The sequence below is a fragment of the Rothia sp. ZJ1223 genome (assembly GCF_016900985.1).
Lineage (GTDB): Bacteria > Actinomycetota > Actinomycetes > Actinomycetales > Micrococcaceae > Rothia.
This window is the reverse complement of record NZ_JAFEUT010000002.1, coordinates 161,547-184,278: the sequence shown is the minus strand read 5'-3', so window position 1 is coordinate 184,278 and position 22,732 is coordinate 161,547. Positions and strand designations below refer to the sequence as shown.

At 55.5% G+C, this 22,732-nt stretch carries 21 protein-coding genes, 1 tRNA gene and 1 pseudogene; 15 read left to right on the top strand and 8 right to left on the bottom strand.

What is annotated here, in order from left to right; genetic code table 11:
- Positions 1-212: 212 nt before the first annotated feature.
- The 7 genes from JTP09_RS03220 to JTP09_RS03190 all read left to right on the top strand — a co-directional run bounded on the left by JTP09_RS03220 (position 213) and on the right by JTP09_RS03190 (position 5,368).
- Positions 213-761, top strand: a complete 549-nt coding sequence (locus tag JTP09_RS03220) for a sigma-70 family RNA polymerase sigma factor (protein WP_204876930.1) — start codon at positions 213-215, stop codon at positions 759-761.
- A 125-nt stretch (positions 762-886) separates the two neighbouring features.
- The gene (locus tag JTP09_RS03215) at positions 887-1,132 is read left to right on the top strand and encodes a hypothetical protein (protein ID WP_204876929.1); all 246 of its coding nucleotides are present in this window, start codon (positions 887-889) and stop codon (positions 1,130-1,132) included.
- A gap of 41 nt (positions 1,133-1,173) precedes the next feature.
- On the top strand, positions 1,174-1,578 hold the full coding sequence (locus tag JTP09_RS03210) for a hypothetical protein (protein WP_239478678.1): 405 nt from the start codon (positions 1,174-1,176) through the stop codon (positions 1,576-1,578).
- Positions 1,578-2,825, top strand: coding sequence for a DUF2800 domain-containing protein (locus JTP09_RS03205; protein ID WP_204876925.1), 1,248 nt, complete (start codon positions 1,578-1,580; stop codon positions 2,823-2,825). Before JTP09_RS03210 ends, JTP09_RS03205 begins: the two co-directional genes overlap by 1 nt.
- Positions 2,822-3,391 carry a DUF2815 family protein gene (locus tag JTP09_RS03200; protein WP_204876922.1) on the top strand — a complete coding sequence of 190 codons (570 nt, stop codon included), beginning with the start codon at positions 2,822-2,824 and terminating at the stop codon, positions 3,389-3,391. Before JTP09_RS03205 ends, JTP09_RS03200 begins: the two co-directional genes overlap by 4 nt.
- A gap of 708 nt (positions 3,392-4,099) precedes the next feature.
- Positions 4,100-5,053 carry a hypothetical protein gene (locus JTP09_RS03195; protein WP_204876920.1) on the top strand — a complete coding sequence of 318 codons (954 nt, stop codon included), beginning with the start codon at positions 4,100-4,102 and terminating at the stop codon, positions 5,051-5,053.
- A gap of 99 nt (positions 5,054-5,152) precedes the next feature.
- Positions 5,153-5,368, top strand: coding sequence for a helix-turn-helix domain-containing protein (locus JTP09_RS03190; protein WP_204876918.1), 216 nt, complete (start codon positions 5,153-5,155; stop codon positions 5,366-5,368).
- A gap of 166 nt (positions 5,369-5,534) precedes the next feature.
- Here JTP09_RS03190 and JTP09_RS03185 read toward each other — a convergent pair whose 3' ends face one another.
- From JTP09_RS03185 to JTP09_RS03155, 7 genes and pseudogenes are all read right to left on the bottom strand, one after another.
- Entirely contained in the window at positions 5,535-5,732 is a 198-nt protein-coding gene (locus JTP09_RS03185) for a hypothetical protein (protein ID WP_204876917.1), read from the bottom strand.
- Positions 5,733-6,038: 306 nt separating this feature from the next.
- Positions 6,039-7,106 (bottom strand): DUF5906 domain-containing protein, encoded by a 1,068-nt coding sequence (locus JTP09_RS03180; protein ID WP_204876915.1) that lies wholly within the window; start codon positions 7,104-7,106, stop codon positions 6,039-6,041.
- Positions 7,003-7,809, bottom strand: coding sequence for a hypothetical protein (locus JTP09_RS03175; protein WP_204876913.1), 807 nt, complete (start codon positions 7,807-7,809; stop codon positions 7,003-7,005). The genes JTP09_RS03180 and JTP09_RS03175 overlap by 104 nt, the downstream gene beginning before the upstream one ends.
- 53 nt (positions 7,810-7,862) lie before the next feature.
- The gene (locus tag JTP09_RS10290) at positions 7,863-8,084 is read right to left on the bottom strand and encodes an excisionase family DNA-binding protein (protein WP_204876911.1); all 222 of its coding nucleotides are present in this window, start codon (positions 8,082-8,084) and stop codon (positions 7,863-7,865) included.
- Positions 8,085-8,476: 392 nt separating this feature from the next.
- Positions 8,477-8,593: pseudogene (locus JTP09_RS10285) on the bottom strand (helix-turn-helix domain-containing protein); the annotation flags it as partial.
- Between the two features lie 128 nt (positions 8,594-8,721).
- Positions 8,722-9,603 (bottom strand): alpha/beta hydrolase, encoded by an 882-nt coding sequence (locus tag JTP09_RS03160; protein ID WP_204876907.1) that lies wholly within the window; start codon positions 9,601-9,603, stop codon positions 8,722-8,724.
- Positions 9,604-9,788: 185 nt separating this feature from the next.
- A tRNA-Arg gene (locus tag JTP09_RS03155) sits at positions 9,789-9,861 on the bottom strand.
- Between the two features lie 231 nt (positions 9,862-10,092).
- On the opposite strand from JTP09_RS03155, the gene argS reads away from it, so the two are divergent.
- The 8 genes from argS to JTP09_RS03115 all read left to right on the top strand — a co-directional run bounded on the left by argS (position 10,093) and on the right by JTP09_RS03115 (position 21,522).
- The gene (gene argS, locus JTP09_RS03150) at positions 10,093-11,754 is read left to right on the top strand and encodes an arginine--tRNA ligase (RefSeq protein WP_204876905.1); all 1,662 of its coding nucleotides are present in this window, start codon (positions 10,093-10,095) and stop codon (positions 11,752-11,754) included.
- On the top strand, positions 11,755-13,239 hold the full coding sequence (locus tag JTP09_RS03145) for a diaminopimelate decarboxylase (RefSeq protein WP_204876903.1): 1,485 nt from the start codon (positions 11,755-11,757) through the stop codon (positions 13,237-13,239).
- Positions 13,240-13,384: 145 nt separating this feature from the next.
- Entirely contained in the window at positions 13,385-14,683 is a 1,299-nt protein-coding gene (locus JTP09_RS03140; protein ID WP_204876901.1) for a homoserine dehydrogenase, read from the top strand.
- Positions 14,684-14,745: 62 nt separating this feature from the next.
- Positions 14,746-15,738, top strand: a complete 993-nt coding sequence (thrB, locus tag JTP09_RS03135; RefSeq protein ID WP_204877210.1) for a homoserine kinase — start codon at positions 14,746-14,748, stop codon at positions 15,736-15,738.
- 512 nt (positions 15,739-16,250) lie between these two features.
- A complete protein-coding gene (gene rho / locus JTP09_RS03130; protein ID WP_204876899.1) occupies positions 16,251-18,347 on the top strand; it encodes a transcription termination factor Rho in 2,097 nt (698 codons plus the stop codon).
- A 142-nt stretch (positions 18,348-18,489) separates the two neighbouring features.
- Positions 18,490-19,569, top strand: coding sequence for a peptide chain release factor 1 (prfA, locus tag JTP09_RS03125; RefSeq protein ID WP_204876897.1), 1,080 nt, complete (start codon positions 18,490-18,492; stop codon positions 19,567-19,569).
- Positions 19,570-19,575: 6 nt separating this feature from the next.
- Positions 19,576-20,481, top strand: coding sequence for a peptide chain release factor N(5)-glutamine methyltransferase (gene prmC, locus JTP09_RS03120; RefSeq protein WP_204876895.1), 906 nt, complete (start codon positions 19,576-19,578; stop codon positions 20,479-20,481).
- 39 nt (positions 20,482-20,520) lie between these two features.
- Positions 20,521-21,522 carry an L-threonylcarbamoyladenylate synthase gene (locus JTP09_RS03115; protein ID WP_370592482.1) on the top strand — a complete coding sequence of 334 codons (1,002 nt, stop codon included), beginning with the start codon at positions 20,521-20,523 and terminating at the stop codon, positions 21,520-21,522.
- A gap of 116 nt (positions 21,523-21,638) precedes the next feature.
- On the opposite strand, the gene JTP09_RS03110 is transcribed toward JTP09_RS03115, so the two are convergent.
- Complete coding sequence (locus tag JTP09_RS03110) at positions 21,639-22,709, bottom strand: NAD(P)-dependent oxidoreductase (RefSeq protein ID WP_204876890.1); 1,071 nt, start codon at positions 22,707-22,709, stop codon at positions 21,639-21,641.
- Positions 22,710-22,732 lie beyond the last annotated feature (23 nt).

Here is a 22,732-nt window from a genome sequence, read left to right as displayed (position 1 = left end):
AATTTTCGGTTGCCGGTATCTCGGCCAGGAAGCGTACGGCTTGGCCGCACACAGAAAACAAGTTCATACGGAGACTCGCTAAGCGCTTGGCGGACACCATGCACATCCACCCTGGGTGGCGCATGGGGTCCGCCTTCTGTGCCTTTAGCGACCGTCTTCGAACCTTGTAGCGCCCCACGCGGGTCTCCCTTCACCAGAAGGGAAACCCCGCCATGTCGCAAGACAACACTGGCCGCCAGCCCATCACGATCCGCTTCGAAAAGGATAGCTTTCATCCCTCCCGGACGTATCGGGAGCAGACTTTTGAGATCAGTGCTGATGAGGCTGAGATCATCATCGAAAACGACTACAACCACCGCCTCCACACAGCTGACAACCCTGATGGGGTTCAGCGGCGCGCTGTGGCTGAGATCTTCAAAGAGGAGATTTCTAAACCTGAGTACAACCAGGCGAAGAAGTGGGTGCGTAACACCACCGGCAACCCCACTCATGAAGAAGAAAGCCTGATTGAGACCGAAGTGGACTCCCACGGTTACCTCGCCGGTCACGGCAACACAGACCCCGTCATTGAAAGTCTATTCGGGTCACGCATCTGGGATGCGATTGATGCCCTGCCTGAACGAGAGCGCCTTGTACTGGTGGCGGTAAAGATTCAGGGTTACACCCAAAGTGAGGTTGCCAGGTTTCTGGGTGTTTCACAGCCGATGGTTAACCGCATTTTGAAGCGTGCCATTGCTCGCCTGGAGGCCCAGCTGTCATGAACCGCAATTGTGGGGGTTATAAACCCGTGCGTCTGGAAGCCCTCCTTATGCAAGGGACGACCACCCACCGCTGTGGTGGGAATGGTTTGAGGCTCCTTTGCTCAAGGAGATATGGGAGTTGCCAGATGGCACAGAAGTTGAAAATCCGGGTGAGTACCAATCATTCGAGCGTACGCGGCAAGGTACTGCGCGCTAAACGCCTGGGTATCCGTGAGCGGGTGCTGCGGTTCTTGTTTGGGGATGTGCGGGAGTTGATGCTGCTTACCCCTGGGGATGCGGTCAAGGACATCACTGTCACCACTGTGGACGAGGACCTGACCGCTCTCGCCAAAGCGGTTGGTGTTATGGCTGATGGTGGTGAGGTGGCATGAACGTGCGTAGTGCGAACAAGTTGATTCACGGCCTGAACCTGATGGCCGAGGCCGCCACCACCATTGCGGCGGCCCTTGAGGAGATGGCCTGGGATGGTATCGAAGAGCACGCCGGCATGCCTGGTGAGCGGCCTATCGCGGCCGCGAGGTTGGAAAACCCAGCATCTGTCAATGAGGTTGCCGAGGAAGTTCCGATGGAAGACCCGCCAATCGAAGAACCCGGGTCTGACACTGCACAGGAAGCGCCAGTCGAAGAACCCGTGGCTGAGTCTGCTGCTCCGGTTTTGTCTTTGGATGATTTGCGCGGGCAGCTAGCTGATATTTCTCATGCCGGCCATACCGATCAGGTGCGTGACCTGATTCGCCAGACCGGTGTGGAGAAACTTAGCGAGGTGGTTCCTGAGCATTATGGGTGGCTGCTGGCTAAGGCTAGGGAGCTAGTCTGATGCCTGATCGTCACGCGAAAGCCTCACCCTCAGGTGCACACAAGTGGGACATTCACCAGCAGTCACAAAGTAACCTGTGCGCCTCACCCTCAGGTGCACACAAGTGGACTAACTGCACTAAGTCCTTGGCTTTGGAGTCCCAGTTTCCGAATGAGGATACGGACGCCACAAGGGAGGGCACAGTGGCTCACGCTCTGGCCGAGCATAAACTGCGCCGAGCCCTCCAACAGCACCCGAACCTGCGTCCTGATTTGGACCTGGTTGATGGGGAGATGGAAGAGCACACCGATGACTACGTCACCTATGTGCTTGAACGTCTTGCCTTGGCTAGACAGGAGTTCCCTGGTGCGCGGGTGATGGTGGAGCAGGAACTGGATCTCTCGGCTGATGTGGCGGGGTCTTTTGGGACTGCCGACTGCATCATCCTGAGCCAGCCGGTACTTGAGGTCATTGATTTCAAGTACGGCTTCAACCCAGTCCAGGCCGAAGGCAACCCACAGTTAAGGCTCTATGCCCTGGGTGCTTTCCGGGCCTATGGGATGCTCTACGACTTCACCCACGTGCGCGCCACCATCTTCCAACCCCGGCGCGGAGCAGTGCTCTCAGAAACCATCACCACCCAAGCCCTTGAGCAGTGGGCAGTGGAGGTTATCCAGCCTGCGGCTGTAAAAGCGCTGGCTGGTGAGGGTGAGTATCGGGCGGGGGAGTGGTGTGGGTACTGCAAGGCGAAAAACGTCTGCCGCGCCCGCGCCGAGGCCCAGTTGGAGCTTGCCAAGTTTGAGTTCGCTAAGCCCGACACCCTCACAACTGAGGAAATCGCGGGCATCCTCACCCAAATCCCGGCACTGACCAAATGGGCTGGTGACATCCAGTCCTACGCGCTAAGCGCGGTGCTCAATCAGGGTATTCGGTTTGAGGGTTTCAAGGTGGTCGCCGGCCGCGCCTTACGCAAATACACAGACGAGACGGCAGTGGCGGAGATCGGTGAAAGCCAAGGCCTGGAGGTCTACGAGAAGAAACTCAAATCCCCGGCCGCTTTGGAAAAGCAGGTGGGCAAGAAAACCTTCCAGACACTCTTCGCTGACCTCGTCACCAAACCATCTGGGAAGCCTTCACTGGTTCCGGTTAGTGACCCAAGACCCGAACTCACCATCGCTACGGCGGCTGATGAGTTCACACCAATCCAACCTGATGACAGCAACACCGCTGCCACAGGATCCATTTCTAAACAAGGAGACAACAAATGACAACCAACGACCCCAAGATCGTGATGACCGGCATCGTGCGTCTTTCGTACTTGAACTGCTGGGAGCCCAAATCGATTCAGGGCAGTAAGCCGAAGTATTCGGCTTCGATCATCATCCCCAAAACTGACACCGACACCTTGAACAAGATTCAGGCGGCTATCGATGCCGCAATCAAGGAGGGTGTGGGTAAGTTCGGCGGCAAAATCCCACCCAAGGGAGCCCTCAAACTCCCTTTGCGTGACGGGGATATAGAGCGTGACGACGAAGCCTACCAAGGTGCCATGTTCGTGAACGCTAACTCCACTACCCAGCCGGGCATCGTGGACGCAAACGTGCAGCCCATTATTGAGCGCTCGGAGATGTACTCCGGCGTCTACGCCCGAGTCACCCTGAGCTTCTACGCCTTCAACACCAACGGAAACAAGGGCGTGGCCTGCGGGCTTCGGAACATTCAAAAGATTCGCGATGGCGAACCCCTGGGCGGCCGCGTGAGTGCGGAGGCGGAGTTCACCCCGTTCACCGACCCATTCGCAGCCCCTGCTGGTGGGGATGACTTCCTCTCCTGACCTGTAGCGGCGCTTTGGTGGTGTGGGGCGTTGAGAGAATCATTCCTTTCTCGCCCCACACCCCAACGGCACATCCCAGCCGGGGCAACAGTCGAAAAACCATATGTCGCCTCTATCGGCATACAGAAAAAGGTATGCACCCTCTAGCCGCATACGGAAAATAGTGTGTGCCCTGTGGCGACATATGGAAATCTGTATGTCGCTCCTATTCACATATGCCGTTTCGTATGTTGCCCTGCAACGACAGTCCGGGCAGACACAAAAGCCCCAAGAAAACAGGACTTGCGAGGCCAAATTGGGGTGAATATACGCGGTTTTCCCGGCGTTGGGGATGTCGGAGTGCGGGCAGTGATGGCGACAGTGAAAACCCGTATGCGCCTTCTGCCTACATGCGGAAAATCGTATGTCGGCATCTGTTGGGATATGTCGACACATCATTGGGCAGCATGTTTTTCAGCATCCAAATTGCATACAGATTTCGACATGCGAACCAAGCGTCTAAAGCCGTCGAAACCAGCCAAGTTCCGTATGTTCCTAGCCCGTTTACCCCTGAAACCCAGGTGTTTTAGGACAGTTGCCCCTGTCGACATAGAGAAATCTGTATGTCGGCACATGTGTTTTCAGGGCTCGAAATTGCATGCAGATTCCCACATACAAACCAGCCCTGTCACAGCATTCCTTTTTCGTATCCAAATCTGGAGTCAATCAATGACCACAAACCACACATCCCTCACCCTCGACATCGAAACCTTCAGCGAAATCAACCTGGGTAAGGCGGGCATGTACCGCTACGCGGCAGACCCCACCTTCGAACTCCTCCTCTTGTCCTACTCCTGGGACGCCGGACCAGTACACACCATCGACATTGCTAGTGGTGAGTCAATCCCCGCTGACGTGCTGGCGGCTCTGGATGATCCGGGCATCACGAAGTGGGCGTTCAACGCGGCTTTTGAGCGCACCTGCCTCTCCGCACATTTGGATTGGCAGTTGCAGCCTGTGGGTTGGCGGTGTCACATGGTGTGGGCAGCAGCCCTTGGACTGCCATTGTCACTCGATGGTGTATCCAAAGCGCTGAAGTTGAACGCCGGGAAACTATCCACCGGCAAGGACCTTATCCGCTTCTTCTCTGTCCCAGCCAAACCCTCACTGCTTAACAACGGTCTGAACCGAAACCTCCCCGGTCAAGCGCCAGATAAGTGGGAGGAGTTCAAGACCTACAACGCTCGGGATGTTGAGGCCGAGCTGGAACTGCACGCCAAACTCTCACCGTTCCCGTTGCCTGAGCAGGTGTGGCGTGAGTACTGGGATGACCAGACCATCAACGATCGAGGCATCCACCTTGACCTCGACCTAGCCAATGCAGCGATTGAGTTGGATAAGCAGGTGCGGGAGAAGAACCTCGCCCGCTCCAGCGAGCTGACGGGGTTGGATAATCCGAATAGTCCGTTGCAGCTCAAAGACTGGGCCAATGAACGCGGCGTCACTATGGGGTCGATGGGTAAGCAGGAAGTCCAAGACACCCTGGAAGCCACCACCGACCCCATCATGAAAGAAGTGCTTGCTCTGCGCTTAGAGCTCTCGAAGTCTTCGGTGCGTAAGTATGAGGCGATGGCCACCAGCGCTGACCCGAAGGATCATCGCGCGCGGGGGTTGATGCACTGAGGGCGAGGACGTGGTGGACTGGGAGGGCATGAGCGCCTACGGACGCGCCTTGCGTGTGCGTGCTGAGCGCTCCCTCGCGCCCGTCCTCGGTGATCTTCAATGAGCCGTAAACCCAATCCTGCACGCGGTGTTGGCCAGGACGTGCGCGATGCCCGGCGTGCTCTCGGGTGGAGCCAGGCAGAGCTTGCCAACCGAGCCCATGTTTCTCGACCGACTATTGCTCGTGTCGAGACTGGCGTGAACATCTCCACCGGGACGCTGGAGAAGGTCGCCTCGGCGCTTGGTAAGCGTCTGTATATCTCAGACAAGCCCTGAAACGCCCTAAAAGCGCCCCATAGAACCGCCAAGTAAGTGCCCGCTGCTGCGGTTCTTTTCGTGACCGCCTTGAGCCCGTGAAAGAACCCTGGTGCCTTCGTGGCCATCTATTGCCTATAGAAAGACCCCGGTCACCGATGAGGTGACCGGGGTCTTGTTCTCACACTCACATCTCGGGCTCATCACCCTCGCTCTCCGAGCCCCAGTCCAAGCTCTCAATCTGGCCTAGAACCCTGCGCTGATAGGCAGCAACGTCCTCGCCCTCGCGAACTTTGCCGTCGAGCTGCTCAGCGCGCTTCGAGTGGTCAGCCTGTACGCGAGATTTCCCGAGCTTGATGCCCGTCCCAATCACCGGTTTCATCATCTTTCTCACCTCCTCTCTTATCGCAACTCTTCGTAGATCCACTGGCTCACTCTGAGCACGACCCAGACGAACAGCGCAGCACCACCGAGGGTGCCCACGGCGATCAACGCCTTTGCCCACCACACAGAGGCGGCACTAAACGATCCCCAGGCCCATCCGAACAAAGGCCCGATACCGAACACAATGTCCAGGCCTCAGACGAGACCGCCGACCAGGAGCAACGAGGCAAACAAGGGCAGCACAGCCAGGGAGAGCCTGGCGATTCTGACGGACGTTACGCGGAGTTCGATCTGCTCGATATCCCGCCTAGCTTCGTTGAGGTAGTTGAGCGACTCTTCGACCGCTGTACGGGTCTCTGAGAGCTTCTGAGAGCCCAGCCGTGCTCATTTCCTTTCGTGTTGTATCGGTCAACCCATCGGTGTCGTCGTCAGTGACAACGACGTTGGCGCGCAACAGGCCACGGGTTGATACAGGCATGTTGTGCGGGATGCCGATCTTGCGGATCGAGCCGCCAACCGGCGTCATACTGAACCAGTTGGACAGGCCGTACTCGATAGCGAGCGGTTCTTCGCCAAGGATCTTGCCGCGCGGAACCGTCCATCCACAGGAAGGCGTTGCCTCGACGTACGCGGTCATTCTCTTGTTGGACTCATAGGAGCTAACAGCGCGACCTGATGGAACTTCTTTGCTCATCCAGGCGGCGTAGACCGCGTACAAGAACTTCCACGGCAGGAGATCCCACCGGAACTGCGGCAAGAACTCTTTCGCAAATTGAAGGACGGGATCGTTTTCCGCACGGATCTCACCGAGCAAATCGTCACAGACAGCAGGGGTGATGAACGCGTCAAAAAGAGGCATCGTCAATGCCTTATAAGCGACGTACTCAAGAACCTCGCGACGCTTCACGTAATCGTTTTTAATCGACGTATTCTCATCCGCGCCGACGTACCTCTTGAGAAACGGAATCGCGACGAAGCGACGATAGAAAGACTCAGATTTGTCTTTGGAGAACGGAAGCTCATTGACGCAAAAAACGCAAAGGCCTCGACCCTTGATATCGCTCATATTTCCGTACTTCACGTTAAGTCGGATCCAGTCGTGCGTCACCCAGGCCTTGAACACCTCGGCTCGCCGCAGGAAGTCGCCGACCTCGTTCTCATCTGAGAGGACGCAGAACGCGCTTCGCAGCGTCTCCGGCAGGAACAGCCCGCCGAAGTCGGAGATCGAGAGCGTTGCGGCCCGCTCCGCTCCGACGAGGTTCCTCAGGAGCTCAACGAACGTGTCCCCTTTCCGTTGGATCCGGTCGGTGAGTACAGCAGCACTGCCTTGTTGAAGGCATGACCGGGACGGAAGAGAGCCGCGATGATTTGCCAAAAAGCTGCTCGACCTCGGGGGGGGGGGCGTCGTTTGCGAGCTCCCTGATCCACTCGTCCACGCTCCAGCCGTCGATGATCGGGCACGTAGTCGCCTCCTCGTTGAAGGCGACAGAGGCCTTGCTTGTGAGCATGATCCCAGGCGAGAACGGTCGGAGTTCTTTCGTGTTGAGGTCAAAAAGGCCGTTCGCAAGGGCGACGAAATCCCCGTCCTCACTGGGAGTAAGAAGCGGCACTGAGTCTTTGACGAGCTCAACGACAGCGTTCAATTCCCGAGGCGAGATCGAGTAGTTGTACTCGCGAGCGAGGAGACGGATCTGGTGCTCGGCGGGGACGTAGAGACCCTCATCAGGACCGTTATTGCAATACGTAACGAGAGCTGCCGTTGCCTCAGACTCACCAAGCAGGCCGGTATAGGGCATCTCGCGCTTGAGGATGCAGGTCGCGATCACCGCAGGGGTAAACGTCTGAATGGTCCGGTAAGCACGAGCACCCTTGAGCTTGTTCACAGCGTTCTCAGAGAGCAGACGGTTATTGATTCTGTTCAGTAGATAGAGCTCCACCTCAGCAGCGGTGAGCTTGGACTGATCCCAGGTGTTAAAGAACAGCTCTACCTCATCAGCAATGATCTGATTCACCGGAGGTAAAAGATTGTCTTCCTCATCCTTTGTGAGAGATGGGGTGGTAAACTGGTGAGTAAGCAAATCATAAGCCTCGGTACCCTCAGCGGTGCCGGGGCGATTTCTTTGAGGTGAGCTCATCGCGCACCCCCCCCATCACGGGAGTAGCGCTCGGCAGACAAGCGGAGATAATCGTCGAGCGCGTCAGCAGAAACCTTGACTCGACCACCGACGCGAACAGCCTCAAGGCGACCCTCATGGATCGCGCGATGGAGCGTCTCGACGGACCCATAGCCTGCCTCGGAGAGAGCTCTCAACGAGTACAGAACGGGCGGAGAAAGGGTGATTGGCGTAGCCATTCCTGAACCTTACATGGTGGCTTTAACGCCCACCACACGCGCCAGGTGAGACCGATCCTGGCGTCTCCGGGGTACATCTCCCCGATAAGGTCCCTCACGTGCAATCCTCACCTCACTTCTAAGTGAGGCCGGTGCCTTCGCCTCCCCGCGTGGCACCCACTATTCTAGTGCAAATCCCGCGATTTGACTACCTTTGCACGAGTTTTTCTAGTTCTGCTCGCACACGAGCAGAAACGACCATGCCTCACTCTGCTAACGCAACCAGCAGCAAATGATCCCGCGTGAGAACGAGTCCAACACGTGCCCCTCGGGCTCCACCATGAGAAAAGCTCGGGCACTCACTGTAGTGAGTGCCCGAGCTTTTTCTTTTTTGGATTTTTGGATTCGGCAGGCTATAGAGAGAGCCGGTAGCCGGCACCCCGCACTGTTGTTAGTAATTCTGAATCGTAGGGCACGTCAATCTTCTGCCGTAGTTTGCGTACGTACACTTCAACGATATTGTCGTTGCTCTCAAAGTGAGAACCTCACACATTATCAAGGCTCTCTGCTTGCGAAAGCACCATGCCAGGGGTGTACATGAAGAAATACAACTGAGTACCGGAATCCACCGTGCTTCCGGTAGTCTTTTATGATTTCTTTACTCTTCGATATGTTTCTGCGCCCACGCCACCGCCCGCTCAAGGCGGTGGGCATCGGCGTAAATAGCAGAATCGCCGTGTTCAGCACCGTCAACAAGCACTAACTCCGTATCAATACCGCGGCGCTGCAAGACACTGTGTATTTTCGAGGACTGATTCCACGGCACGCAGGTATCTCCGGTTCCATGAATCAAATAGAGCGGGGCATACCCGGTGGTGGCAGTTTGGGCATAATCAAGTGGATGCGCGCTCGCCCACGCTTTTTCAGCCGCAGTTCCGGTGGGAGCAGGGTAGGTGCTGCCCAGTAGACGCCATTCAGCACCGTCATCTTCGGGGTGGTCATAGGGCATACCTAACGCAACGCGGTCGTCAAAAATAGTGCGTAAGTCGCTGACCCCGTAAATACTGAGACCCGCGGTAATAGCAGAAGAGGGCGCGTCCTCGGCTTTCTCGCCTTCAAGGTACTTATCTAAGTGATTAGCAGTACCCGCTAGCAACATGGTGAGGTGACCCCCAGCGGAGCCACCGGCGGCAAAAATATGTGCAGGATCAATATTGAAGTGCTCAGCATTAGTTCTGAAGAACCGCACGGCTGCTTTAACATCGTGTAGCTGCGCGGGAAACTTCGCCTCGTGCGAGAGCCTGTAATTGATGGAAGCTACCGCAAACCCAGCCTGAGTGAACTCGATGCGTAGTTTATGAACGCCGGAGGGCGAGAACCGGGCAACTTCCTTATCGCCAAAACGCCAAGCACCGCCGTGAATATAAATCAGCAGAGGAGCGGGCGAAGAAACAGAAACAGAAAGCGGCGGGTAGAAATCATAGGAACGTGAAGTATCCCGATGATCGGTATAAAACCCCGAGTGAGTAGCAGTTGCCATAAAAGCCTTTTGTCATTGAAACGGCAAGAAGTTTTATAGGGTATAGCCTACCCCTCCATCCGACACAAATCGCTGAGGTGCGGGCAGCTACCGGTTCAATGCAAACTGCTTCTGCCTGCAAAAATTTGTTTCCTCACTTGGAAATAAAAATCCCAGCGCAGAAATTTCTACACTGGGAATGTTTGTACCCCCGAAAGGAATCGAACCTTCGACACCAGGTACCGGAAACCTGTGCTCTATCCACTGAGCTACGGGGGCTTATTTAGTTTTTGTATCAACCACCGTAGCTTCAGTGGATGTCACAGCTTTCACTGTGTTCTACGCCTTGATTTTTGTTTCCTCGCTCGCTCGGAAAATCAACGCGTAGCTGAGCTACGGGGGCATCTTGCTCGGAAAACCCCAAACAATACCCGTCATCCTATCACTTTTTCGTCTCATTGACTAAGCGCTGGCTGTGTGCGCTGGCGGGGGTTGGGTAGACTGGTGTGCATGACTCCCGAAGAATTATCACTTGCTATTGAAAACAGCCTTAATGAGGCTATTACCCAGGGTGAACTGACCCTGGTGGACGGCACTGAACTGCCTGCTGTGAAGGTTGAACGCCCGAAGAACCGCAACCACGGTGACTGGGCGACCAACGTCGCTTTGCAGCTTTCTAAGAAGGTGGGCAAAAACCCGCGCGAGGTTGCGACTTTGCTTGCTGCTCGTATTGAACAGATTGCCGGTGTGGCTGGTGTTGATATTGCGGGCCCTGGCTTTTTGAATATTGTGTTGGATGCTGCTGCTGCCGGTGAACTGGCGAAGACCGTTGTCGAGGCGGGGCAGAGCTTTGGTACCAATGATGAGCTTTCCGGTAAAACCATTAACCTTGAATTTGTGTCTGCTAATCCGACCGGCCCCATTCATTTGGGCGGTACCCGCTGGGCTGCGGTGGGCGATTCAATGGCGCGTATTCTTGAAGCATCCGGTGCCAAGATTGTGCGTGAATACTACTTCAATGACCACGGTAACCAGATTGACCGTTTTGCTCGTTCCCTGCTGGCACGCGCGAAGAATGAGGCAGCCCCTGAAGACGGCTATGGCGGCGAGTACATCACCGATATCGCTGATCGTGTGATGGACGCTAACCCCGGCGTCCTTGAATCTGAGGATCCGCAGGAGGGCTTCCGCGCCGCAGGTGTTGAGTTTATGTTTGAGGATATTAAAAAATCGCTGCACGAATTCGGTGTGGATTTCGATGTTTACTTCCACGAGAATTCCCTGTTCGAGAACGGTAAGGTTGATGAGCTTCTGGAGAAGCTCAAAGAGTCTGAGAACCTTTACCTGAAGGACGGCGCATGGTGGCTGAAATCTACCGATTTTGGTGATGATAAGGACCGTGTTGTTATTAAATCTGACGGTAATGCCGCCTACATCGCCGGCGATATTGCGTACTTCCAAGACAAGACGAAGCGCGCAGAGAACCCCGCTGACCTGGCAATTTACATGCTGGGCGCTGACCACCACGGTTATGTGGCACGTTTGAAAGCTGCTGCTGCGGCTTTGGGCGATGACCCTGATATGGTGGAGGTCATGATCGGTCAGATGGTGAACCTTGTCAAGGACGGCAAGCCCATTCGTATGTCAAAGCGTGCCGGTACTGTCGTTACTTTAGAAGACCTGGTAGAGATTGTGGGCGTGGACGCCGCGCGTTACTCCCTGACCCGTTACTCGGTAGATTCAAACATTGATATTGACCTTGATTTGCTCACCAAGCAGTCAAATGAAAACCCTGTTTTCTATGTGCAGTACGCGCATGCTCGTACCTGTGCTGTGGCGCGTAACGCTGCTGCCGCCGGTGTTGAGCGTAGCTCTTTCGATGCGTCCTTGCTTGACTCCAACGCCGATTCAGCATTGTTGGCAGCTTTGGGGCAGTTCCCGGCGACCGTCAAAGAGGCAGCGAACTTCCGCGAGCCGCACCGCGTTGCCCGCTACTTGGAGACCTTGGCGGGTGCTTACCACCGCTGGTACGGTGCTTCTCGTGTTGCACCTCAGGGAGATGAAGAAATTACTGACCTGCACCGCACCCGTTTGTGGCTCAACGATGCTGCTCGTCAGGTTCTTGCTAATGGTTTGGGTCTGTTGGGTGTTACTGCGCCGGAGAAGATGTAAATGGGTGCTGAGGCAGCTTTGTACAAGCCTGAGTGGCTGACGTACCCGGAGCATCCCGAGGCACTGGATCGCCGTATCTGGACTTCCTCTTTTGCCCGTGACGATAGCGGTGAGCTTACCGTCGATGGCGTAAAAGTCAGCCAGCTGGTGCAGGAGTTCGGTACTCCCGAGTACGTTTTTTCTGAAGATACCTTCAGAGCACGTGCTCGCGAGTTCCGCGCTGCCTTTGAGGGCGCGTTTGTTCCCTTTGGTGCGGAGGTTTCGGTCTACTACGCAGGTAAGGCTTTTTTGACCACTGCTGTTGCTGCGTGGGCAAAAGAAGAGGGGCTGAACCTTGATACAGCTTCGGGTGGCGAGTTGGGTATTGCCCTGCGTGCGCAGGTCCCGGGGGAGCGCATTGCTTTGCACGGCAACAACAAGTCCGTGGCTGAGATTCGCCGCGCTTTGGAGAACAAGGTGGGTCGTATTGTTGCTGACTCTGTTCCTGAGGTGCAGCTGATCGCTCAGGTTGCCGCTAAGATGGGGGTTGTAGCCCCGGTGATGCTTCGGGTGACTCCCGGTGTACACGCGTCCACTCACGACTTTATTGCTACCGCCCACGAAGATCAGAAATTCGGTCAGTCCCTGGTAGAAGGTACGAGCGGTCTCTCTGGTCTGGCGCTGGAAGACCTACTGGAACTTGGTCTTGATGCCAATGATTGCTACGCGGCGATTTCTGTGGCGATAGCTCACCGTGAACCTTCCCTTGATTTGCGCGGTCTGCACTGCCACATTGGTTCTCAGATTTTTGAGGCTGACGGCTTTGGCAAAGCAGCTGAAAAGGTGCTGGACTTTATGCACGAGATGAACCAACGCTTTAGTATTACTATGCCCGAGATTGACCTTGGCGGTGGCTACGGTATTGGTTACACTGAGGCGGATCATCCGCGCGGTGCTGCCGAAATAGCTCAGTCTTTGGCGCAGATGGTCGCTGATACTTGCACCCGTTTGGGCATGAAGATTCCGCACCTCTCCTTTGAACCGGGGCGTTCTATCGCTGGTCCTTCGGGTATTACGCTTTACACGGTTGGCACTATCAAGAACGTCTCTATCGAGGATGAAAACGGTGACACTCGCGTGCGTCGCTATGTTTCGGTCGATGGTGGTATGAGCGATAATGCGCGTCCGGTTCTCTACGAATCTGACTACACTGCAACCCTTGCCAACCGTGCCCCGCGCGGCAGCCAGGTGCTCTCACGCGTGGTGGGTAAGCACTGCGAATCAGGCGATATCGTGGTGCGTTACGTTTACCTGCCAGAAGACCTGGGGGCAGGGGACATCTTGGCAGTACCCGCTACCGGTGCTTACTGCTTCGCGCTGAGCTCAAACTACAATTACCTCACCAAACCCGGTGTGGTAGCAACCAGTGCCCAGCACGCTCCGCGCGAAATCGTTCGCCGCGAGACAGAAGAAGATATGTTGGCGCGCGATATGGGTATTGTTTAGAACCATCATCTGCGTACTGCGCCCGTAATACGGTAACAGTGCAGCACAAACTCTAGTGGGGGAGCCATCTAAAAGGTTCACCCGCTAGAGTTATCAGTACATCGTCCATCAACGAGTTATTAGCTGATTTTTCGGAGTTTTATTTATGAGTGACCCCCAGCCCATCAAAGTAGCCCTCTTGGGCGCAGGTAACGTCGGCGCGCAGGTTGCGCGTATGTTGATGGATGACGCTTCGGTGCTGTCTCAGCGTATTGGTACCGGTGTGGAGCTTATTGGTATTGCTGTGCGCGATACTGCAGCCCCTCGCCAGGTTGATATTGATTCTTCTTTGCTCACAACCAATGCGGACGCTTTGATTGACGCCGCCGATGTGGTGATTGAGCTGACCGGTGGTATTGAACCGGCGCGCACTCGTATTCTTCGTGCCCTCAATGCCGGTAAGTCGGTGGTTTCCGGTAATAAAGCGTTGCTGGCTAAGCACGGTATGGAGCTGCAAGCAGCTGCTAATAAAACCGGTGCCCAGCTATCTTACGAGGCAGCAGTTGCCGGTGCTATTCCGATTATTCGCCCCTTGCGCGATTCGTTGGCAGGCGATCATGTAACCCGCGTCTTGGGCATTATGAACGGCACCACCAACTACATTCTCGATCAGATGGACACCACCGGCGCTCAGTTCTCGGACGCGCTGGCTGAGGCGCAGCGTCTTGGCTACGCTGAAGCTGACCCCACCGCTGATGTTGAGGGTCACGACGCAGCGTCCAAGGCAGCTATTGTTGCATCCCTTGCCTTCCACTCAGAATTCACTATCGACGATGTTCACATCGAAGGTATTACTTCTATCAGCGCCGAAGACGTTAAAGCGGCAGCTGATGATGGTTTTGTCATCAAATTGCTGGCAGTGTGCGAACGTGACGGTGAGGGCGTTAACATTCGAGTGAATCCCATGTTGATTCCCCGCGAGCATCCGCTGGCATCGGTTCACGATGCTTACAACGCCGTTTTTGTGCAGGCTGATAACGCGGGTGAGCTTATGTTCTACGGTCCCGGTGCAGGTGGGGCACCTACGGCGTCCGCTGTACTGGGTGACTTCGTATCGATTGCCCGCCGCATGGTCTTGGGCGGTCCCGGTATTCCTGAGTCTTCCCACGCGTCCCTTGTAGCAACTAGCCTGTCTAATGTTGTTTCGCGTTTCTCCGTTGGTCTGCAGGTTGATGACAAGCTGGGTGTACTGGCTGATATTACCCGCATTTTCTCAGAACACTCTGTCTCGATTCAGACCATCCGTCAGACCCGTACCGGCGGTAGCGCTGATAATAAAATGGCGACCATTCGTATCATTACGCATCGCGCGACCAACGAGAATCTCACCAAGTGTATGGCTGTGGTAGATGCGCTGGGCACCGTGCGTAAGATTACCAGCGTCATTCGTGTTGAGGGCGAGTAACGGCATAGTCCGCGCGATAGTTTTTGATAGATAAAGGTAAAGTTTCAGTGTCTGTTCTGCCTATGATTGATGGTTCTGATGAGGCTCAGTATTCCCCGGATATCATTCCGGTGGGTGCTAGCGTCACAGTCAGTGTTCCCGCTTCAAGCGCAAACCTGGGGCCGGGGTATGATTCCCTGGGCGTCTCGTTAGCGTACTTTGATGAACTGACGGTAACCCGCATTGAACAGGGACTGGAATTTGAGCTGACAGGTGAGGGCTCAGACGAGGTTCCCCACGACGAGACCCACCTAGTCATCAAGGCAATGCAGACTGCTTGGAAGGCAGTGGGGCTCTTCGAGTTGCCCGGCTTGCGCTTGAAAGCTGAGAACAAGATTCCTCATTCACGGGGCATGGGGTCATCTGCCTCTGCGATTGTCGCAGGTGTGGTGGCGGCGAATGCTTTGCTGCCCCAAGAGGTTCAGCTTGATGCCGATGCTGTTTTACAGATTTGTTCGGGAATGGAAGGGCACCCTGATAACGTGGCGCCCTCACTGTACGGTAACCTCGTGATTTCTTACGGTGATGAGGAAGGCTGGCACTCGCTACCTGTTGCCGTGCATGAGAGAATCAAACCCGTGGTTGCCGTTCCCGATTACGAGGTGCCTACCAAGGTTGCTCGTGGTCTGATTCCCGAAACCGTACCGCACCGCGATGCTGCCGCGAATTCAGGACGCGCGGCACTGCTGACCCAGGCTTTGAGCAGCTCACCGGAGTTTATGGTGGCGGCAACCAAGGATTTGCTGCACCAGTCCTACCGAGCTACTGCTATGAAGCCTAGCGCGGCGCTGGTGGCGGTTCTGCGCGGTCACGGCTACCCGGCTGTTATTTCAGGTGCTGGTCCCACAGTCATGGTGTTTGCCCGCGGCGAGGAAGAACGCGCGTCCGTTATAGCGGCTATTGAGAATTTCGCGGCAACCGCCCCTGCCTCGGTCTACCATGATCGCCGTCTCACCTGGCGTGTGCTGCCGGTGGAAATTGATACGCAAGGTGTTATAGTTACTAGAGCACAGTAAGCCGCTGGTTTCTTGACTCAAGACGCGACCGGCTTGACGTGCTTGAGACAGGCGCTCACTCTTGAGGGCATCTGATATCACTTATAAGTTTATGCGTGCGGTTCTCAGTGTACAGATAATTATCTATACCTACCGCACTGAGTAGATGCGTTTCCTTGATGCGCTCACTTGACTCATAAACTTTCAAATGCATCGGTCATGCGAAAAAACATAGCCGTGTTCGCACGCTCCGCTGATTTGAAACGCCCGCTGATGAGTTTGTGGTCAGCGCATGGCACTAACACCCGCTCTTTGTAGCACCGGGCACCCGGTTCATTGAATTTGGATGTCATGCCCGTGTTGGGATTTCGCCTGAGGTGACACCCACCGGCAAAGAACGTTTATGCTTTATGTTTCTTACACATAATTGCTACGCAAATAGACATCGCTTGCTATAGCGATGTCGGGGTGTGTCTTCTGAAATCGCACCGTCATATCACTACATTTTCCACATAAAGAGGGAAGGAACCTTCGTGGCTGAATCTACCGACCAGACAACTGGCGCGGAAATTACCGACAACAAATCATCAAGCCTGAGCAGCCTGAAATTGGCTCAACTTCAGTCTTTGGCATCGCAGTTGGGCATTGTTGGCGCTCGTCGACTGCGTAAATCAAACTTGGTGGAGGCTATTGCAGCCCACCAGCGTGGTTCCTCCGTCGCAGATCGTGCCGAAGAAACTCAGGCACCTGCTGAAAAACCTGCTCGCAAGCGCGCAGCTCAGGCAAAGGCATCAGAAACTGCTGATGAGAACACCCAGCAGAACACTGAAGCATCACAGGGCGAGGTAACAGCGGAGGACGCTAAGCCCGTTCGCAAGCGCCGCGGTAACCGCCGCGCCACCAGCAACGCTTTAGCTGAAAATCAGGAATCAGCAACCGAAAAGGGTACTCAGGAAAGCGGTGAGCAGAAGGATGCTTCTACCGACGCTGTTGCTCGTGAGGGTGCAGAATCATCAGATGATTCCACCGAAAACACAACTAACCGCCGTACCCGTACCCGCTCAGACCGCCGCCGCAAAAAGAGCGACGATAACAGCGAGGCAACAGAGACTCAGGATTCTTCACAGCCGTCCAAGTCCTCCAACGAGTCATCAGATTCAGCAGAGAAGACTGAGAACAACGATGGTGCTGACGAGAAGTCAGAGAAGAATAACCGCAACGAGCGTCCTGAACGCCGTACCCGCCGTGAGCGCCCCCAGCGCAACAACCGTGAAGACCGCTCAGAAGACAAGTCTGAGAAGTACGACAGGTCAGAACGCCCGAACCGCGATGACCGTAGCAATCGCGATGACCGCAACAACGGCCCGGACGATAACGACCGCCGCGAGCGCCGCAACCGCAATCGCCGCGACCGCAACCAGGAACGCCGCGAACGCCGTAACCGTCGCGGTGATAACGATGAACCCGAGATTTCAGAGGATGACGTTCTAGTACCTGTGGCCGGTATCTTGGACGTTCTTGATAACTACGCTTTTGTTCGTACCTCAGGCTGGCTGCCCGGCCCCAACGACGTTTACGTTTCTTTGGCGCAGGTCAAGCGTTACGGTCTGCGTAAGGGCGATGCCGTGGTGGGTGCTATTCGTGCTCTGCGTGAAGGTGAGAATCAGAACAACTCACGTCAGAAGTTCAACGCTCTGGTGCAGCTGACCTCTATCAATGGTCTGACCCCTGAAGAATCAGCTCAGCGCCGTGATTTTGCGAAGCTGACCCCGCTCTACCCCAAGGAGCGTCTGCGCCTTGAGACTGAGCCTAAGAAGCTGGGCACCCGCGTTGTTGACTTGGTTGCACCGATTGGTAAGGGTCAGCGCGGTCTGATTGTCTCACCTCCTAAGGCAGGTAAGACCCTTATGCTGCAGTCTATTGCTAACGCAATTACTACCAACAACCCTGAGGTTCACTTGATGATGGTGCTCGTTGATGAGCGTCCTGAAGAAGTAACCGATATGAAGCGCACTGTTAAGGGTGAGGTTATCGCCTCAACCTTTGACCGCCCCGCCGAAGATCACACCACCGTGGCTGAACTTGCTATTGAGCGCGCTAAGCGCCTGGTAGAACAGGGGCACGACGTTGTTGTGCTGCTCGATTCAATGACCCGTTTGGGACGCGCCTACAACCTAGCGGCTCCTGCGTCTGGTCGTATTCTCTCGGGCGGCGTTGATTCTGCTGCGCTCTACCCGCCCAAGAAATTCTTCGGTGCTGCACGCAACATCGAAGAGGGCGGCTCACTCACCATTTTGGCAACCGCTTTGGTAGAGACCGGTTCAAAGATGGACGAAGTCATCTTCGAAGAGTTCAAGGGCACCGGTAACATGGAGCTGCGTCTTTCACGTCAGCTTGCTGATAAGCGCATCTTCCCCGCTGTTGATGTCAACGGCTCAGGTACCCGCCGCGAAGAGAACCTGCTTTCTGGTGAAGAAGTCAAGATTATGTGGGGTCTGCGCCGCGTCCTTGCAGGTATGGAACAGGAACAGGCACTGAACCTGCTGACCTCACGCCTGCGTGAGACCGGTTCAAACGTTGAGTTCTTGCTCGCTGTGCAGAAGTCACAGCTCAATAAGAACCACGATTAACCGGCGGCGTTCGTCACTGTTTGTAGGCGCTACCTTGCTGATACACCCTTCAGTAAGGTAGCGCCCTACCCGGTTCATTCCCGATCATTTTTTGTGGTTTGCTGCGGCTGCCACCTTTTACATCTACAAGAAAGCATGAACAATGTTTGATTCCATTCAGACTCTGCTTGATGAACACGCTGAGCTACAGAAACAGCTGGCTGACCCCGCGGTACACGCCGATCAGGGTAAAGCGCGTAAACTGGGCCGTCGTTACGCCGAACTTAACGGCATCGTAGAGGCACACACCCGTTATCAAGGTATCAAGGGCGATCTCGAAGCTGCTCAGGAGATGGCTGATGAAGATTCCGATTTTGCTGCTGAGGTCGAAGAGCTCGAAGCTGCTTTGCCCGCGGCAGAAGAGAAGTTGCGCCGTTTGCTGATTCCCCGTGACCCGGACGATGGCCGTAACGTCATTCTTGAAGTTAAGGGCGGTGAAGGCGGCGATGAGGCTTCACTTTTCGCTGGCGATTTGCTGCGTATGTACACTCGTTACGCTGAGTCTAAGGGCTGGAAGACCGAAATCATCGAGTCGAATATGACCGATGTGGGCGGCTACAAGGACGTTCAGGTAGCTATTAAGGGTAACTCCAATGATCCTGCTGAAGGCGTTTGGGCGCACCTCAAGTATGAAGGTGGTGTACACCGTGTGCAGCGCGTTCCCGCGACCGAATCGCAGGGACGCATTCATACCTCGGCTGCCGGTGTGCTGGTCTTCCCCGAAGTTGATGAGCCCGATGAAATCGCTATCAACCAGAATGATTTGAAGATTGATGTTTACCGTTCGTCAGGTCCCGGCGGTCAGTCAGTGAACACCACTGATTCCGCTGTTCGTATTACCCACTTGCCTACCGGCATTGTGGTTGCGATGCAGAACGAGAAGTCGCAGCTGCAGAACCGCGAAGCGGCAATGCGCGTGTTGCGTGCTCGTTTGCTGGCGCACCAGCAGGAACAGATTGATGCTGAGAACGCTGCCCACCGTGCCTCTCAGGTGCGTACCATGGACCGTTCCGAGCGCATCCGCACCTACAATTACCCCGAAAACCGTATTGCCGATCACCGCACCGGCTACAAGGCGTACAACCTTGACGCTGTGATTGATGGTGCTCTGGAGCCTGTGATTCAGTCTGCCATTGAGATGGATGAAGCTCACCGTCTTGAGGCACTGGGCCAGGAGAAATAAAACTCAGTGACTGATTTTCAGATACAGCCCGGTGAAGAACTAGATTCAGCTCTTCGCCGGGCTGGCGCTTTTCTTATTTCTGCTGGCATTGAATCTGCGATGGTTGATGCTCAGCTTTTGGCTGCTCACCTTGTGAGCGCTGAGCTGGGGGAGAGCGTGTCGCGTGGACGTGTGCAGGCGCTCGCTCTGTCAGGAGCGCAGGTGCCTCCCGGTTTTGCGGAGCTGGTGAGTCAACGTGCCCAACGTGTTCCTTTGCAGCATTTGACCGGTGTTGCTTACTTTCGTCATCTGGAGCTGAACGTGGGACCGGGAGTTTTTACCCCGCGTCCTGAGACTGAGTTGTTGGTCGATCACGCACTGAACGCCTTGGAGCGGTTCAAGGCGCAGGGTGTAGGTAAGCCTGTGGTGGTTGATTTGTGTACCGGCTCTGGTGCCATCGCTGCTGCTCTTGCCACGGAGTTTCCTGCTGCTACCGTTCACGCGGTAGAGCTGAGTGCAGAGGCATATGCGTGGGCACATCTAAACCTTGAACCGCTGGGAGTCGATCTGCGCCGGGGTGATGCAACGGTTGCGTGTGAGGACTTGCTGGGAGAAGTTGATGCGGTGGCAACCAACCCACCCTATATTCCAACGGGTGCTGTTCCGAAAGACCCTGAGGTGCGTGAGCACGATCCTCAGATGGCGCTCTACGGTGGTAGCGAAGACGGTATGGACATTCCCTATAAGATAGCCTTGCGCGCCTTTGAATTATTGAAGCCGGGAGGGTACCTCGTCATGGAACACGCTGAAACTCAGCGGGAGTTAGCCGCCGCTATGTTCGCGGTCGTTGGCTTTGAGAAGGTTGAATCTATAAATGATTTAGCGGGAAAACCTCGCCACACGAGCGGCTATAAACCGCACCTGATTTCGTGAGTCAGTAACTTTTGAAGGTTTCGTGAAAGAATGGATGCTGTGAACGCAAAGATTTATTCTGTTGAAACTGCCGCCGAGCGCGCTGAAGCCCTTAGCGCGGCAGCTACCGCTGTGCAGGGCGGCAAAGTAATTGTTGTTCCCACCGACACCGTCTACGGTATTGCTGCCGACGCTTTTTCGGCAGGGGGAGTTCGAGCGCTACTGGCGGCGAAGGGACGTTCCCGGCAAATGCCGCCGCCCGTGCTGATTTATAGCAGCTCGGTCCTGGCTGGGTTAGCCGATGATATCAGTGATGAGGCGCGCGCTCTTGCCGATGCTTTCTGGCCCGGTCCGTTGACTCTCATCTGCTATGCCCAGCCATCACTGACCTGGGACTTAGGCGATACCAAGGGCACTGTGGCGCTGCGTGTGCCCAGCGACGATTTGACCATTGATTTACTGCGCCAAACCGGCCCGCTAGCGGTTTCTTCCGCAAACAAAACCGGTCGCGTTGCCGCAACTACTGCTGCCGAGGCAGCCGACCAGCTGGGTGAAAATGTCGAATTGATTGTGGACGGAGGCATCCGCCCGGTTAATCGCGGTGAAGATGTTGAAGCCAAAGACGTCATGCCCTCCACCATTGTTGATTGCACCGGAGAAACCCCGGTTATTGTGCGTGAGGGCGCTATTGGCGCGGACGAGATTCGTTCTGTGGCACCCGGTGCTTTAACCAAAAGACAGTGGGACGAACAGCGACGCATTGAAGCTCAACAAGCACTAGACGCTCGAGCTATGGCTGAGGAACCGACCGCAGGTAGTGTTTCTGCGGCTCAGGTAGCAGACGAGATTGAGCACGAGCCTATCAAGCCTGCCCGCCGCGCGTCTGCACCCAGCAACACCAGCCATCTCAGCAAACTGGTGGGAGCTAGCACCTCAACGGGCGGGGTGGACCAGCTACGTACTGAGGGCGCGCACTTTGTAGAGAGCCAGCGCGCTCAGGGTGTTACCAAGCCGCTCTCTGTTGATACGGCGCGTTCACTGGTGTTCGGCACTAAGAAGTAGAACACCGCACTTCAACACGGGTATAGCAAAGAGGGGGTCGGTGACTGAACAAGTCATCGATCCCCTCTTTTTATGGGCTGTGTGTGCTGCAACTCTTAGATACCGCGCTGCTTTCGCTAGCTGGTGAACCGAGCGTCCTGCTTTTTGCCCAGCGCTGTGTGCGCATCGCGCAAGACCTCGCTCACCCGTGGGGTGGGAATCAGCTGGTGCTCTTGTGCCCATGAATCGTCTTGATCTTGCCCGAACCACATTAGCTCAATGCGGCGCACGGGTGCTTGAAAGCGGTCACCCAGTGCTTCAGAAATAGCGTAACCGGCTGCAACGGCGGCGCGGGCGATGCTGACAGGAATCTGCAGGGGTAGGCGGCGTCCTGCATCCACCAGCACACTCTTGGCAGTTGCTCCTTCCCAGGGTTGCAGAACGATGCTGGGGAGATGTCCGTCGAAAGCACCGACCTTAACCGTGAACTCAGCGAGGGCGTAGTTTGAGGCAATGGGGGTGCGGTGGTTACCTGCTGCGACAGATGCTAGGGGAGAAGATGCAAAGCGGGCAAATGCCTCGGTGGTGCGCCGTCCTCTGCCCATCACTGACGTCGCACGCACAATGCACAGCTCAAGTGCATGATGCGGTGCCACCGTTGCGGGGGCGGACGCGGGTGCTGCCGGGAAATCTGAGTGTGCGGAGCCGGGGGCAGCACCTGCAGCAGCCTGCTTGTTAATGAAACGTTCGAGGTTCAACAGAACTTCTTCGCCGAGAGCTTTGGAAAATGAGTAAGCGGAGAATGGCTGGGTAACGGGGGTAGAGTCAAGCACTTCCACGTTGCCCTGCACCGCTGCACTGCTCATGTGAATTAGGCGCTTGATGCCTGTTCGTTGAGCTGCGATAGCGATAACAGCGGGGAGCAGGGCGTTGGCACCGACTAGGGGCGCTAAATCTTGTTGTGAGGGGGCAGCTAAGCCAGAAGCGTTAATAACAACTTCAGCCCCGGCAAAAGAATCTGCGAGAGAGTCAATAATTGCTTCTAACCGTCGTGCCTCTTTAATCAGGGTTTTAGCATCGGTTGCGTGAGTTGATAGGCGGGGAGCCTCAATAGGGTCAGCTTCAGTACCTTCAGCTCGCAGTCGAGCTAAAATGGCAGACCCCACGAAACCGCTGGCTCCAATGACTTTCCACGGTGATGAACTCATCTGTTGTATCTTCCCCTCTTTTA

Excerpts from the sequence above, each read along its gene's own strand:
- JTP09_RS03220 (WP_204876930.1), top strand. The coding sequence starts at position 213 with ATGTCGCAAGACAACACTGGCCGCCAGCCCATCACGATCCGCTTCGAA.
- JTP09_RS03215 (WP_204876929.1), top strand. The coding sequence starts at position 887 with ATGGCACAGAAGTTGAAAATCCGGGTGAGTACCAATCATTCGAGCGTA.
- JTP09_RS03210 (WP_239478678.1), top strand. The coding sequence starts at position 1,174 with ATGGCCGAGGCCGCCACCACCATTGCGGCGGCCCTTGAGGAGATGGCC.
- JTP09_RS03205 (WP_204876925.1), top strand. The coding sequence starts at position 1,578 with ATGCCTGATCGTCACGCGAAAGCCTCACCCTCAGGTGCACACAAGTGG.
- JTP09_RS03200 (WP_204876922.1), top strand. The coding sequence starts at position 2,822 with ATGACAACCAACGACCCCAAGATCGTGATGACCGGCATCGTGCGTCTT.
- JTP09_RS03195 (WP_204876920.1), top strand. The coding sequence starts at position 4,100 with ATGACCACAAACCACACATCCCTCACCCTCGACATCGAAACCTTCAGC.
- JTP09_RS03190 (WP_204876918.1), top strand. The coding sequence starts at position 5,153 with ATGAGCCGTAAACCCAATCCTGCACGCGGTGTTGGCCAGGACGTGCGC.
- JTP09_RS03185 (WP_204876917.1), bottom strand. The coding sequence starts at position 5,732 with ATGATGAAACCGGTGATTGGGACGGGCATCAAGCTCGGGAAATCTCGC.
- JTP09_RS10290 (WP_204876911.1), bottom strand. The coding sequence starts at position 8,084 with ATGGCTACGCCAATCACCCTTTCTCCGCCCGTTCTGTACTCGTTGAGA.
- JTP09_RS03160 (WP_204876907.1), bottom strand. The coding sequence starts at position 9,603 with ATGGCAACTGCTACTCACTCGGGGTTTTATACCGATCATCGGGATACT.
- argS (WP_204876905.1), top strand. The coding sequence starts at position 10,093 with ATGACTCCCGAAGAATTATCACTTGCTATTGAAAACAGCCTTAATGAG.
- JTP09_RS03145 (WP_204876903.1), top strand. The coding sequence starts at position 11,755 with ATGGGTGCTGAGGCAGCTTTGTACAAGCCTGAGTGGCTGACGTACCCG.
- JTP09_RS03140 (WP_204876901.1), top strand. The coding sequence starts at position 13,385 with ATGAGTGACCCCCAGCCCATCAAAGTAGCCCTCTTGGGCGCAGGTAAC.
- thrB (WP_204877210.1), top strand. The coding sequence starts at position 14,746 with ATGATTGATGGTTCTGATGAGGCTCAGTATTCCCCGGATATCATTCCG.
- prfA (WP_204876897.1), top strand. The coding sequence starts at position 18,490 with ATGTTTGATTCCATTCAGACTCTGCTTGATGAACACGCTGAGCTACAG.
- JTP09_RS03110 (WP_204876890.1), bottom strand. The coding sequence starts at position 22,709 with ATGAGTTCATCACCGTGGAAAGTCATTGGAGCCAGCGGTTTCGTGGGG.